Source organism: Zhongshania antarctica (genome assembly GCF_014202945.1).
Taxonomy (GTDB): Bacteria; Pseudomonadota; Gammaproteobacteria; order Pseudomonadales; family Spongiibacteraceae; genus Spongiibacter; species Spongiibacter antarcticus.
On the sequence record NZ_JACHHW010000004.1, the window covers coordinates 91,334 to 105,032 of the forward strand.

Annotated in this window: 15 protein-coding genes; 13 read left to right on the plus strand and 2 right to left on the minus strand. The window is 50.2% G+C overall.

What is annotated here, in order from left to right:
• Window positions 1-101 precede the first annotated feature (101 nt).
• The gene (locus tag HNQ57_RS07575; RefSeq protein ID WP_184462099.1) at window positions 102-1,637 is read left to right on the plus strand and encodes a flavin-containing monooxygenase; all 1,536 of its coding nucleotides are present in this window, start codon (window positions 102-104) and stop codon (window positions 1,635-1,637) included.
• Between the two features lie 9 nt (window positions 1,638-1,646).
• Window positions 1,647-2,486 (plus strand): SDR family NAD(P)-dependent oxidoreductase, encoded by an 840-nt coding sequence (locus HNQ57_RS07580; protein ID WP_184462100.1) that lies wholly within the window; start codon window positions 1,647-1,649, stop codon window positions 2,484-2,486.
• A 3-nt stretch (window positions 2,487-2,489) separates the two neighbouring features.
• Here HNQ57_RS07580 and ygfZ read toward each other — a convergent pair whose 3' ends face one another.
• Window positions 2,490-3,527, minus strand: a complete 1,038-nt coding sequence (gene ygfZ, locus HNQ57_RS07585; protein ID WP_184462101.1) for a CAF17-like 4Fe-4S cluster assembly/insertion protein YgfZ — start codon at window positions 3,525-3,527, stop codon at window positions 2,490-2,492.
• 133 nt (window positions 3,528-3,660) lie between these two features.
• On the opposite strand from ygfZ, the gene HNQ57_RS07590 reads away from it, so the two are divergent.
• Window positions 3,661-3,921, plus strand: a complete 261-nt coding sequence (locus HNQ57_RS07590) for an FAD assembly factor SdhE (RefSeq protein ID WP_184462102.1) — start codon at window positions 3,661-3,663, stop codon at window positions 3,919-3,921.
• Window positions 3,893-4,345, plus strand: coding sequence for a protein YgfX (locus tag HNQ57_RS07595; protein WP_184462104.1), 453 nt, complete (start codon window positions 3,893-3,895; stop codon window positions 4,343-4,345). Before HNQ57_RS07590 ends, HNQ57_RS07595 begins: the two co-directional genes overlap by 29 nt.
• On the opposite strand, the gene nadB is transcribed toward HNQ57_RS07595, so the two are convergent.
• Window positions 4,327-5,916, minus strand: coding sequence for an L-aspartate oxidase (nadB, locus tag HNQ57_RS07600; RefSeq protein WP_184462106.1), 1,590 nt, complete (start codon window positions 5,914-5,916; stop codon window positions 4,327-4,329). The two genes, HNQ57_RS07595 and nadB, sit on opposite strands and share 19 nt — an antisense overlap.
• A gap of 217 nt (window positions 5,917-6,133) precedes the next feature.
• Between nadB and rpoE the strand changes: the two genes are divergently transcribed.
• From rpoE to era, 9 genes are all read left to right on the plus strand, one after another.
• Window positions 6,134-6,730, plus strand: a complete 597-nt coding sequence (gene rpoE, locus HNQ57_RS07605) for an RNA polymerase sigma factor RpoE (protein WP_008247373.1) — start codon at window positions 6,134-6,136, stop codon at window positions 6,728-6,730.
• Window positions 6,727-7,302, plus strand: coding sequence for a sigma-E factor negative regulatory protein (locus HNQ57_RS07610; RefSeq protein ID WP_184462108.1), 576 nt, complete (start codon window positions 6,727-6,729; stop codon window positions 7,300-7,302). Before rpoE ends, HNQ57_RS07610 begins: the two co-directional genes overlap by 4 nt.
• Window position 7,303: 1 nt before the next feature.
• A complete protein-coding gene (locus tag HNQ57_RS07615) occupies window positions 7,304-8,257 on the plus strand; it encodes a MucB/RseB C-terminal domain-containing protein (RefSeq protein WP_184462109.1) in 954 nt (317 codons plus the stop codon).
• A complete protein-coding gene (locus HNQ57_RS07620; RefSeq protein WP_184462110.1) occupies window positions 8,254-8,745 on the plus strand; it encodes a SoxR reducing system RseC family protein in 492 nt (163 codons plus the stop codon). The genes HNQ57_RS07615 and HNQ57_RS07620 overlap by 4 nt, the downstream gene beginning before the upstream one ends.
• Window positions 8,746-8,834: 89 nt before the next feature.
• Window positions 8,835-10,634, plus strand: a complete 1,800-nt coding sequence (gene lepA, locus HNQ57_RS07625; RefSeq protein ID WP_184462111.1) for a translation elongation factor 4 — start codon at window positions 8,835-8,837, stop codon at window positions 10,632-10,634.
• Between the two features lie 14 nt (window positions 10,635-10,648).
• On the plus strand, window positions 10,649-11,704 hold the full coding sequence (gene lepB, locus HNQ57_RS07630) for a signal peptidase I (RefSeq protein WP_184462112.1): 1,056 nt from the start codon (window positions 10,649-10,651) through the stop codon (window positions 11,702-11,704).
• Window positions 11,705-11,718: 14 nt separating this feature from the next.
• A complete protein-coding gene (locus HNQ57_RS07635) occupies window positions 11,719-12,090 on the plus strand; it encodes a DUF4845 domain-containing protein (protein WP_184462113.1) in 372 nt (123 codons plus the stop codon).
• Between the two features lie 2 nt (window positions 12,091-12,092).
• Window positions 12,093-12,770, plus strand: a complete 678-nt coding sequence (gene rnc / locus HNQ57_RS07640; RefSeq protein ID WP_184462116.1) for a ribonuclease III — start codon at window positions 12,093-12,095, stop codon at window positions 12,768-12,770.
• Window positions 12,767-13,696: a GTPase Era gene (gene era, locus HNQ57_RS07645; protein ID WP_184462118.1), complete on the plus strand. Its 930-nt coding sequence runs from the start codon at window positions 12,767-12,769 to the stop codon at window positions 13,694-13,696. Before rnc ends, era begins: the two co-directional genes overlap by 4 nt.
• The last annotated feature ends 3 nt before the right edge of the window (window positions 13,697-13,699 follow it).

Genomic DNA, 13,699 nt, shown 5'->3' on the forward strand with positions numbered 1-13,699 from the left:
GATTTGAGCTGGGGTGTGTCACTTGCCCGTGTTGTAAGTATTAGGGCACCCCGCGGTTATTGCATGAATTTTGATGTGTAACGTAAAGACGAGAGAACACGATGTCTAAGAATAATAATCACACCGCAGAGGAGCAAGGCGTTGCCATCATTGGCGCCGGTTTTGGCGGTATGGGCTTAGCAATACGATTGCGGCAACAGGGTGTTGACGATTTTGTGATTTACGAACAGGCCGCTGATGTTGGTGGGGTGTGGCGCGACAATATTTACCCTGGTGCCGCTTGTGATGTGCCGTCGCACTTGTATTCTTTTTCTTTTGAACCCAATCCAGATTGGGGACGGAGCTATGGACCGCGGGCGGAAATTCATCGCTACTTACAGCGCTGCGCGGATAAATACCAATTAGAGCAGCATATTAAGTTTAATACCTCAGTTAGTTCACTTGAGTTTAACGAACACACGGGGCTGTGGGTAATCCAATTTGCTGACGGTAGGCAGGCAAAAGCGCGAGCAGTAGTGCTGGCGATTGGCGCCTTAAATATTCCTCAGTACCCCAAGATTGATGGTCTAGAAAAGTTTGGCGGTAAAATTATGCACACCGCTGAATGGGATCAAGGCTATTCACTTATAAGTAAGCGTGTCGCGGTAATTGGTACTGGCGCGAGTGCGATTCAGGTTGTGCCCGCAATTCAGCCCGAGGTGGCGTCCTTGACGTTGTTTCAACGTACACCGCCTTGGGTTATGCCAAAATTTGACCAGCCTCAAAGCACGGTTCGTCAGGCTCGATTTCGGCGTTGGCCATTTCTGCAGAGACTTATTCGAAATCTCCAGTATTTAATTGCCGAAAGCGTGGTGCCCGCATTTATGTGGGACAGCGTCTTAACTCGTTTTGGTGAGGCGATGGGGCGGCGTTACCTTAAAAAAATTGTCAGGGATCCGGTGCTAAGAAAGCAACTTACTCCCGAATACGCAATGGGATGTAAACGAGTGCTGCTGTCAGATAATTACTACCCCGCGTTAACTCAGCGCAACGTCAGTGTGTTGAGTTCAGGCTTTAGCCATATTGACGAGAAAGCGATTTACAGCGCAGATGGCCAGCGCCTTGAGGTGGATGTGCTGGTACTAGCCACCGGTTTTAAAGTGCCCGTGTCCGGCGCGCCGATGCCCGTGCGGGGCTTGGCTGGACGAGACTTAAATGACGATTGGGCTGCGGGCTCAGAGGCGTATAAGGGCATGACGGTGTCTGGTTACCCCAATTTACTTTACATCATGGGGCCAAATACTGGGCCCGGTAATACCTCAGTTATCTTTTATATTGAGTCGCAAATTCATTATATTTTGCAGTATTTAAGTGCCTTGCGCGCTGCGCCAAATGAATACATAAATGTAAAGCCAGAGGTTCAGCGTGCATTTAACGAAGATGTGCAGCGCCGGTTTAAAGGAACCACGTGGACCTCGGGTTGCAATAGTTGGTATTTAACGGCTGACGGCAAAAACACCACCTTGTGGCCGAGTTTTTCGTGGCTATACCGGCTGCGTACGCGGCGTTTTAATAATGCAGAGTATGAATTTGTTGAGGCCGGAGCTTCGGGTAAGGATGAAGCTGAACTTGGAGTTGAACTGGCAGCACAAAGCTAAGGGGAAGTAGTGAAAAATTTTAAAAATAAGGTCATTGCGGTTACTGGTGCAGCATCAGGTATAGGTCGTGCCTTGGTTGAGGGCTTGTTGGCAAGTGGGGCAAACGTTGCAGCGTCGGATGTTGATAGTGCGAATTTACAGGCCCTGCGTAAACTCGGTGATGTTGGGGTTTTGCTGCTCTCCACAGTTGATGTTGGCGATCAGACTGCAATGCAGGTCTGGGCGAATGAGGTGAAAAATCATTTTGGTGAGGTCGATGGCGTAATCAATAACGCCGGTGTGGCGCTAAGCTGCCATGCGGCAGATCAACCTAGGGCGCAAATGGAGTGGTTGTTTAATATTAATTACTGGGGTGTGATTAATGGCGTGGAGGCCTTTTTGCCGGAATTAATGCGCCGCCCAGAGGCCTGTATTGTTAATATATCGTCGCTGTTTGGCTTGCTGTCAGTACCTTCGCAGTCGGCCTATAATGCGGCGAAATTTGCGGTCAGAGGTTACTCCGAGTCGCTGAGGCAAGACCTGCGAGAGACCGCAATAAAAGTGGTGACGGTTCACCCCGGCGGCATTCAAACCAATATTGCCAATAATGGTCGGCATTTGCATTCGATCACCGGCAGCGCGGCTGATGTCGATAAAACGGCGGCGCTGTTCAATAGCATTGCGGCAACGAGCCCGGCTTATGCTGCTAAGAAAATAATGCGTGGTATGCAAAAATCTACACCACGGGTGTTGATTGGTAGCGACGCGTGGTTTTTAGATAAAGTTCAGCGCCTGTTTCCCGCTTGGTATGACCGCTTGCTTGTGCCGATGATGACTGTCGGCACGCGCATGGCTTTAAAGCGGGTTTGAGCGCTATTCTTTACTTGGAATAGCGTAGGGCAGTTCAGCGACAGTGAGCAGCGCTGAACTGTTGGCAAAATGAATTTCTCCACTTGCCACCGCGTCTTCAGTTAGCACGGCGAGTAACTCGCTATTTTGGTCGCCGCTTACCATACTCACTAAATTGCCAATACTTTGCGCAGCCTCGCCACCAAATAATTCAGTTCCCGGGGGGTAATTTAGCCCGCTTGCTGGGAGTGTTGCTTTATAAAGTCGACGCTTGAGTTTACCCCGATATTGCATGCGGGCAACGACTTCTTGCCCGGTATAGCAGCCCTTGCTAAAACTCACGCCGCCAATGACTTGGTAGTTCAGCATCTGCGGTATAAACATATCTTGGCTGCTGGCGCAGACCTCGCCAATGCCCGCGGCGATGTTAAGGGTCTCCCAGTAGTCCGCGCCACAAATATTGGCCGTGGGGCTGAGCTCTTGCCAAATACTGATGGCGTGTTCACTCAGGCCCCAGTACTCAAAACGCTCGCCGGCCTCGTCTAGCTGCACAATAATGCCCTTGTCGCTGCTTGTCTGGGCCATCGCCTTACTTGGCAGTTCCGTGAATATGGCCTGTAAATCTTGACGCGCAGATTTGCCGCTGATCCCGATGGCGACGCGCTCATCACTGGCGTTACGAATTTTGGCTTTGGAAAACACAATGTATTTGCCTAATGTGTCACGGCCGCTGTCAGCAGTGTCGGCTTGCAGGCGTAATAGCGCCGTTTCTGGTGACGCCATACCGGCAATAAAGCTAATAACCATGCGGCCCTTAATATTACAGTAACTGCCCAGCGACGCTTGTTCGGTGCTGATGGCTCGCCAATCGCAGGTGGTTTGGCCCTGCAAGAATTTACTGCAATCGGGGCCTTCGATCGCGAGAAAGCCGTATTGACTCAAGGGGCTGAGCTGCAGGCCCCCCTCGGCGCTGGGGCGATCTTGATTACTGGCTTGCCAGTAGCCGGTGCTGAAATAACTGTCAGGATAGGTTTCGCTGAGGTGCTGCCAAAATGCGTTCATAGTGTCTCAATGATAAAACGGTCGAGATTAAATTCCTTACTGGGCGCACTGCTGTGTGCTGGCCGCAGATTGACGCTATAATACGCGTTTTGCGCGCGGTTAGCTTAAGCGGGCAGTGACGTAGTGGAAAATAATGGTTTCGGAAAACGAGTTCAAGCGAATTTGCTGGGCCTGCCGTCGTGGCATGCTGGAATTGGATCTGGTCATGGAGCCTTTTGTACAAAAGCGCTTTCGCGATCTCGACGAGGGGGATCAACAGCGCTTTATTAAATTGCTGGAGTGTGAAGACACTGAGCTCTTTAGTTGGTTTTTGGGTCGGGTAGAGCCTGAGGATCCCGAGCTAGTCAAAATTGTTCGTATTATTAATGCGTACGCCAAAGCCGCTGCATCTTGAGTTAAAGCCGTCGCGCTGTTTGGCCGCTTATTTAGCGTTTGTACACAGCTCGGTCGCTTGGGTGTTTGTGGCGGTTTTACCGATGGGTTGGGCACTGCTTGGGCTGGCTTTTGTTGTGCTTAGTGGGCTGTATTACTGGCGGCACGCTGTTGCGCTTAGCGGCCCACGTGCTGTTACGCAATTGCTGTTTACCGCAAACAACTGGCGAGTGAGCCGCGCTGCATTAGATAGTGAGCTTGTGGAATGGTGCGATGCGGCGTTTTTGCCGTATATGCTGGTGCTGCGATTTCGAGATAGGGGCGGGCGACGCTTTAGTGTCGTGATTGTAGCCGACCAAGTAGACCCCCAAGCCTTTCGACGCTTGCGGGTCATTGCGCGCTTTGCGCGTCTACCGAAAGACCATGGTCAGTCTGATTTTCGGTAATTTTCTGGGATTAGAATAGTGTCTTCAGGGGTGTCTAAGGTCTCTGGGTAGTCTAGGGTGAAATGCAAGCCTCGGCTCTCTTTGCGCTCCATGGCTGAGCGAATGATTAGTTCGGCGACCACGGCTAAATTGCGTAATTCGAGCAAATCGTTACTGACTTTGTAGTTTGAGTAGTATTCGTCTATCTCTTGCTGGAGTAAGGCTGCGCGGTTGAGTGCGCGCTGTAGGCGCTTATTGGTCCGGACAATACCCACGTAGTCCCACATAAAACGGCGTAGTTCATCCCAGTTGTGAGAGATCACTACGTCCTCGTCCGAGTCGGTAACTTGGGACTCATCCCACGGCGGGGCAATTTCCGGTGACGGTAGGCTGTCCAGCTGAGCCTGGATGTCTTTGGCCGCAGACGTGCCATACACAAAACACTCAAGCAAGGAGTTGCTGGCTAAGCGGTTAGCGCCGTGTAAGCCAGTAAACGAGGTCTCCCCAATCGCGTACAGTGCGGGGATGTCCGTGCGGCCGTTTTGGTCAACCATGACGCCGCCGCAGGTGTAGTGGGCTGCTGGAACGACCGGAATGGGCTCGCGACCAATATCAATTCCCAGCTCGAGACAGCGAGCTTTGATGGTGGGGAAGTGTTCGAGCAAAAACTCTGACGACTTATGGCTAATATCGAGATAGACACAGTCGCTACCAAGGCGTTTCATCTCGTGGTCAATGGCCCTTGCGACCACGTCGCGGGGGGCGAGCTCGCCGCGTTCGTCGTAGCGAAACATGAAGCGCTCGCCGGTGGCCGAAAGTAGTTTTCCGCCTTCGCCACGAATGGCTTCAGTAATTAAAAACGATTTTGCCTTGGGGTGATAAAGGCAGGTTGGGTGAAATTGATTGAACTCCATATTGGCGACGCGACAGCCAGCGCGCCACGCCATGGCAATGCCGTCACCGCTGGCGCCGTCGGGATTGCTGGTATATAGATAGGCCTTATTTGCTCCGCCAGTGGCCAGTACCACCACTTTGGCGTGGAACAATCCGACATGGCCGCTGTCTCTATTGAGCACATATGCGCCGTGGCAGCGATTATTGCGCATGACTAGGTCGACAGCGACGTGGCTAGTGAAAATTTCAATATTGGGGTTTTCGATGGCGCGTTGGGTTAGGGTTTCTGATACGGCTCGACCAGTAGCGTCTGCAGCGTGAATAATGCGGCGCTGACTGTGGCCACCTTCGCGGGTTAGGTGGAATGTGTCGCTGTGCTGTTCGAAACGACTGAATTGCACGCCTTGGGACAGCAGCCACTTTATGCTGTCACTACTATTTTGAACGGTAAAGCGCACGCTGTCTTCGTGGCAGAGTTGGGCGCCAGCGATGAGCGTGTCGTTGACGTGGGCATCGACAGTGTCACCGTCGTGAAGTACGGCGGCAATGCCGCCCTGGGCCCAATAAGTGGAGCCAGCATTGAGCTCGCCTTTGCAGATAACCGCAATACGGGCGCTGGCGGCAAGGTGTAAGGCCAGAGTGAGGCCTGCAGCGCCGCTGCCTACCACCAAAACATCGTGGGAATGGTAATGGTTCATGCCCGGTATTTGCTCCTGCCACTGTGCGGCTATATTATGCCGCTCGGGATGTGAATTGGCGCAAAGTATACTGTTACACCGCCGCCTTACCAATATTTGTCTGCAGCTTGGCCGCATAAAAGGGTTTAACTGCCAAAAAGGGATACGATGACAGAACTTCTTTTGACCACTACGGTCTACTCAATACATGCTGCCGAAGGGCTGACGGTGAGCAAACATGGCCCAGCCTAAAGAAACGGATCAGCAGCTGGTAGAGCGAGTACAAAAGGGTGATAAGCGCGCCTTTGATCTTCTTGTACTCAAGTATCAGCACAAGATTTTTGGTTTGATTTCACGCTATGTGAAGGATAACGACGAGATTCAAGATGTTGCTCAGGAAGCCTTTGTAAAAGCATATCGGGCGCTGCCAAAATTTCGTGGTGACAGTGCGTTTTATACTTGGCTGTACCGGATTGCCATTAATACGGCAAAAAACTATCTGGTCGCCCGCAACCGTCGCCCCCCTGGGGTCGATGTCGATGCGGCGGATGCGGAATATTTTGATGGTCCCTCGGCCCTCAAAGATATTGAAACGCCCGAGAACCACCTGTTCGGTGAAGAGCTAAAAAAGGTAGTGCAAGATGCGATTAAGGCATTACCTGAAGATTTACGCTCGGCCTTGAGCTTGCGCGAGTTTGATGGTCTGAGTTACGAAGATATTGCATCGGTCATGGACTGCCCGGTGGGTACGGTTCGGTCGCGAATTTTTCGTGCTCGAGAGGCAGTGGATATGCGAATTAAGGCCCAGATTGGTGGCGAAGAGGTGGAAATATGAGCGATATCGTTAGAGAGTCACTGTCCGCATTGATGGATGGCGAAGCCAGCGAACTTGAATTGCGGCGAATTCTGAGTGCGGATCAGAAGGCAGTTCGCAGTGAGTGGGCTGAATTACATCGCGGCCAAGATCTTCTTAAAGGCAATGACCAGCGTTTTGTGGGCTGGGATATTTCTTCGCGGGTGATGGCTGAGATTGAAAATGATCAATACGCTGCCAATTCGACTAGCTGGAAACAGGTGTTTTCTGGGCTAGCCATTGCGGCCAGTGTTGCGACTGTGGTTGTAGTGGGGTCGATGGGAAGTAGCATTTTTGGTGGCGCTGCGCCTAAAGTTGCTGACAATAACGGGCTTAGTGGTCGGGTATACCCCGCGCAAGCCAGTCCGGCAGTAGGTGGTGTGGCCGTTAACGCTCAGGCACAAGGCTCGCCAGCCGGTTTGTTGCTTAATGACGACGCTGAAGCACGCAAACGTTTTGAAGCCTATTTGCGCAAGCATACTGACCGTGCGGCCTTTAATAATGGCCAAGGAATGGTGTCTTATGCGCGGGTTGTGTCTCAGGAGTCTAAATAGCGTGATATTGCGGCTTGCTATTGTTGCGATGGGTTTAATGTTTGGCAGTGCTTATGCGCTGAGTTTGGAGCCCGAGCTTGCGAGTTTAGAGCCCAGTGCTGAAACGGGTAGCGATTTGCTCAATAAGATGACCCATAGTCATCGCGAGCTTAATTACCGAGCAATAGTAAGCTATCAGGTGGGTGATCAGCTTAGTAGCTACCGAATAACCCACACCGTTCGCGATGGCAAAGAGTTTGAATCTCTTGAGTCTCTAGATGGCAGTCATCAGGACTTGGTCTACCACGGTCACGATGTTAATTGTGTGCATCCAGGTCCTCAGTTAATTCGCTTGTTTGGTGGCGATGAAGAGCAGGGTTTTTACCGCTATTACGATCTTGAAGTGAAAGGGGCGGCCCGCGTCGCTGGGCGCGAGGCGATAAACTTGATGATTCGTCCTCGAGATGTCTACCGTCTTGGCTATAAATTGTCCCTTGATAAAGAGACCGGGCTGTTGCTACGTTCCGACATAGTCAATCAGCAAGGCAAAGTTTTAGAACGTTTTCAATACGTTATGTTGAACTTGAATATTTCGGCAGACGAGCCAGTAGTCGAAGACGCCAAAGAAGTTCAGCATCGAGACAATAAAGTGGGTGACGCCGCATTGCTGGTATCGCAGCGTACTTGGCGACCAAATTGGATCCCCGCGGGCTTTACCTTAGCGCAATCTGAAAATAATGATGAAGCAGGCATGACCTATACCGATGGCTTGGCAGTAATGTCCGTTTTTGTTGAGCCCTTGATCAAGGCGGCCGATGGTTCTCCGGCGATTATTGAAGGTGGCATGCGGCGTGGCGCTTCGGTGAGTTACACCGTTGCCTTTGCTGAACAAGGCAGTTTTGCCACTGTGGTGGGTGAAGTGCCCATGTTAACGGCCAAGCAAGTTGCTAAGTCGTTAAGTTGGGCCGCGCAGTGATCACTGAGACTGGGCGGGTAGTGGGGATCGATTCTGACGCCTTATGGGTTGAAACTATTCAGCGCAGTACCTGCAGTAGCTGCAGCGCGCAAAAAGGTTGCGGTCAGGGTTTAATGAACAAGGCCTTTGATGGGCGCCGCAATCAGCTGCGAGTGATGCTGCAAAATCAGTGTGCAGACGATTTCCGCTTAGATGATCAAGTTGATATCTGTATCCCTGAACGCGCCTTAGTCGGCGGTGCAATGCTGGTTTATTTGCTCCCGTTGGTGACCATGTTAATTGCCATGACGAGTATTAACCATTTTGTTGATGGTGATGTCGCCGCTGCGGGCGGGGCTTTGTTTGGATTTGTCGGTGGCTTAGCGGTGTTGCGGGCTCATGCTCGGTTAAATCGCAATAACCCAGCATATCAGCCCAAGGTTTTGGCGAAAAAGCCGGTATCTGGTCCGCAACTGGTCTCTGTATTTAATTCCCCCCACTCTGTTTGAGTCTATTCATAGCTTAGACCCCCGGCTTTGCGCTACAATCGCGCCCCTGAATTTTTATCATTTTTGTTGCCCTGAGGTATAAAGCGAGCGTGTCTAGTCTCGATTTGATTCGTAATTTCTCTATTATCGCCCACATTGATCATGGTAAATCGACCCTAGCGGATCGCTTTATACAGACCTGTGGTGGATTAACCGAGCGTGAAATGTCCGCCCAGGTGCTTGACTCAATGGATATTGAGCGCGAGCGGGGGATTACGATAAAGGCCCAGTCGGTAACCCTAAATTACCTGGCTGATGATGGTAAAACCTACCAGCTCAATTTCATTGACACTCCTGGTCACGTCGACTTCTCGTATGAGGTTTCGCGCTCCTTGGCGGCTTGTGAAGGTGCGCTGCTGGTCGTCGATGCGGCGCAGGGCGTGGAAGCTCAGTCGGTAGCGAACTGTTATACCGCGATAGAGCAGGGCCTCGAAGTCTTGCCAATTCTTAATAAAATGGATCTGCCTCAGGCTGACCCCGATAAAGTAAAGCATGAGATTGAAGAAATTATTGGGGTTGATGCGTCAGAGGCAGTGCCGGTATCGGCAAAATCGGGGATGGGTATCCACGAAGCGCTGGAGCATTTGGTGGCCAAAATACCACCACCCGTCGGCGATACGGAAGCTCCCTTACAAGCACTGATCATCGACTCTTGGTTTGATAATTACCAAGGTGTTGTGTCCCTTGTTAGAGTGAAAAATGGCACCCTGAAACGCGGTGATAAAATCATCAGCAAAACTCTGGGTAAGCCGCAGATTGTTGATGTTGTTGGTATATTCACACCTAAACAGACGTCTACAGGGATTCTTAAAGCCGGTGAAGTAGGATTTATTATCGCCGGTATTAAAGATATTCTCGGCGCACCAGTGGGGGATACCTTTACCCATGCCTCTACCCCAAATGTGCCTGCTTTACCGGGTTTTAAAAAGGTAAAACCGCAGGTTTACGCTGGTCTATTTACTGTGTCGACCGAGGATTACGAAGATTTTCGTGATGCCCTGAGCAAATTGACTTTAAACGACGCGTCTTTGTTTTATGAGCCAGAGAGTTCTGATGCATTGGGTTTTGGCTTCCGCTGCGGTTTCCTTGGCACCTTGCATATGGAAATCATTCAAGAGCGTCTAGAGCGGGAATACGATTTAGACCTGATTACCACTGCGCCGACCGTTATCTACGAAGTGTTAAAGAAAAATGGCCAGATCGTAATGGTCGATAACCCCTCGTCCATGCCTGATCCGGGTGAGCTAGAAGAGACTCGCGAGCCCATTGCGCGAGTGAATATTCTTGTGCCCCAGGAACATTTAGGTAATGTCATTAGCTTGTGTGCTTCCAAGCGTGGTATCCAAAAAGATATGCAGTTTTTAGGGCAGCAAGTGTCGCTTAATTGGGAAATTCCAATGAGTGAGGTTGTACTCGACTTTTTTGACCGTTTAAAATCAGTGAGTCGTGGTTTTGCCTCATTAGATTATAGTTTTGAGCGGTTTGAGGCCGCTAATCTCGTTAAATTGGATATCTTGATAAATGGTGATCGCGTTGACGCGCTAGCCATGATTGTTCATCGGGATATCGCCCAAAGCCGCGGCCGCGCGCTGGTGGAAAAAATGCAGGAATTGATTCCACGGCAAATGTTCGATGTGGCGATTCAGGCCGCGATTGGCGGTCAAGTTATTGCCCGGCAAACGGTTAAGGCTTTGCGTAAAAACGTGACAGCAAAATGCTACGGTGGCGATGTGTCGCGTAAGCGCAAGCTGTTAGAAAAACAAAAAGCAGGTAAAAAGCGCATGAAGCAGGTGGGTAATGTTGAAATCCCCCAGTCAGCGTTTTTGGCTGTGCTCAATATTGATGGTTAAAGGAAACTAGCCGCATGGTAAATTTGATTCTGATCTCGGTCGCGGCGCTTTCTTTAGTCGTATGGTTAGTCCAAGAAGTAAAAGGCCGCCGCCAGATGCAGCAGGCCTTGCAGTGGTGCTCAGAAAAGCGCACCGCCACCGATGCAGCAACTTTGCGTCAACAGGCACTGCCGGGCTGGATCGAGTGGACTTATCGATTGGTCTTGCTGGGCTGGTTTGTGTGGATTGCCAGTGTGGTGCTGATTAAGGACGGGGACTTTGCCTTAGCCTTAGTGGTGTTAACGATAATCGCCGGCATCATTGGTGGGCTTGACCGCTTTGTCTTTGAAAAGGCTCGTCAAGCCTATGTCAGCGCCGGCAACGTCGCGGTCTATATCACCTATTTTATTAAAAAAGACCAAGATTCACTTAAAAATGAATTTGCTGGACCCTTGCCGATTGCTGAAAACGCACGGTCATTCTTTCCGGTACTTTTAGTGGTTTTGGTGTTGCGCTCTTTTGTGATTGAACCCTTTCAAATTCCGTCTGCATCGATGGTGCCGAGTTTGGAGGTGGGGGATTACATACTGGTAAATAAATTCAACTACGGTTTGCGTTTGCCGGTGTTGGGCACCAAAATTTTTGAGGTTGGGGAACCAAAACGTGGCGACGTAATGGTGTTTTTCCCGCCAAATGATAAGCGATACTTTATTAAGCGGGTAATTGGGTTACCCGGCGATGAAATTCGCTATATCAACAAACAGCTCTATATTAATGATGAGCTAGTGCAGCAAACTGTGCTGGCCGAAGTGCCGCCGCTGCAGCCAATTACTCAAGTTATTAAGGAGCAATTGGATAATGTTGACCATTTAGTGCACCACGATAAGCGAATTTATCGTGGTGACTTTGTCACCACCGTTAAACCTGGTCATTACTTTATGATGGGTGATAATCGTGACAATAGCAGCGATAGTCGAGTGTGGGGGCAGGTGCCGGAGCAAAACATTGTCGGTCAGGCCTTTGCTATATGGATGCATTGGCAGTCCTTCAATGATTTACCCAGTTTTAGTCGCGTAGGCCGCATACGCTAATATAGGAAATAGTCATGAAAGCAAAACAGCAAGGTATGAGTATGCTCTCCGCGCTGTGCGTGTTGGGCGTGGTCTTGTTTTTTGCCACTCTGGCCGTACGCTTGGCGCCAATCTACCTGGATTATTGGACGCTCAGCCGTATTATTACGGATATAACGGAAGAATCTCGTAGCAGTGATGCGACACCGGCCTCGGTTAGAAGAGAGTTGTCCAACCGTTTCATTACTAACCGAGTAGAGTCAGTAGACTTAAAAGACATTAAAATTAGTACCGACAAAAAAGGTATTATTATCGATGCCCGATATGAGAAAAGGGTACCCATTATGTTTAATGTTGACGCCGTTGTGCACTTTGACGACGCGCAGTTTCTTGTGCCCCGGACTTGAGCTTGGCTAGTTTGGACGAAGTTTGCCAGAAAATCGGCTATCATTTTAAAGATAGCGAGCTACTGACGATGGCGATGACCCATCGCAGTTTTAGCGCGGTGAATAACGAGCGAGTCGAGTTTTTAGGTGACTCGCTACTTAATATGATTATTGCTGAAGCCCTGTATCTTCGTTTTCCGGATGTTGATGAGGGTGACTTAAGCCGAATCCGTGCACTCCTCGTTAGTGGCAAGACCTTGGCTACCGTAGCCGTGGAATTTGAATTAGGTCGCTTCTTACGTCTGGGCGCCGGTGAAAAAAACAGTGGTGGTCAACGTCGGGCCTCAACTCTGGCCGATGCGGTAGAAGCACTTATTGGTGCGATTTATTTGGAAGCTGGCTTTGAGGTGTGCCGCGAAAGGGTGTTAGCGTGGTTTGCGCCAAGATTAGTATCTTTGAACCCAGACGCTAGCCATAAAGACCCGAAAACGCGGTTGCAGGAGTTTTTACAAGGGCGCAAACAGCCCTTGCCAGATTATCAGCTGGTGGAAACCGCTGGTGCTGATCATCAGCAGACCTTCATAGTGTCTTGCTCAATTAGCCTATTAAAGTCGTCTGTCTCCGCTTCTGGAAGCAGTCGTCGTAAAGCTGAACAAGCCGCCGCCGAAAAGGTGTTGTTGGCATTAAAGGAAATAGAATGAGTTCGAGTGGAGAAGATACACAGTTGGGACCACAGCGCTGCGGCTTTGTGGCTATTATTGGTCGTCCCAATGTCGGTAAATCGACTTTGCTTAACCATATTCTTGGGCAAAAGCTCAGTATTACTTCTCGCAAGCCCCAGACCACGCGTCACCAGGTTCTTGGCATTAAGACCGAAGGTGAGGTGCAGGCGATCTATGTCGACACTCCTGGGATGCACTTAAAAGAAGAGAAGGCCCTAAATCGCTACATGAATAAAACCGCGAGTGCGGCGATTAAAGATGTTGATTTAATCCTGTTCTTGGTAGATCGCGATCGCTGGACCGACGACGACGAGATGGTGTTAAGAATTCTCGAAAATGCGCGTAGCCCCGTCGTTTTGGTTATCAATAAGGTAGATCGACTGGACGACAAAGGTCAGCTGCTGCCTTTGATAAACGAATTGCAAAGCAAATACAAATTTGCCGATGTTGTGCCTGTGTCGGCATTGCAGGGCCATAATCGCGAAGAGCTAGAAAAGGTGATCGCGCGCTTCTTGCCTGAAAACGATCATATGTATCCTGAAGATCAAATAACCAACCGCAGCGAGCGCTTTTTGGCGGCAGAGTTAGTGCGGGAAAAGATTATGCGTCAGTTAGGGGAGGAAATTCCCTACTCAATGACCGTAGAAATCGAAGAGTTTAGCGAGTCTCCGCGTTTACTCGAGATCAGTGCATTGATTCTGGTTGAACGCGACGGCCAAAAAAAGATCATTATCGGTGAAGGTGGTAGCCGCCTTCGGCAAATCGGTACTGAGGCCCGTAAAGACATGGAGCGCGCTTTTGATAATAAAGTCATGTTGCGGCTGTGGGTTAAAGTGAAGTCTGGCTGGTCAGACGACGAGCGTGCTTTACGCAGCTTAGGCTACACCGATATAAATTTGAAATAAGTT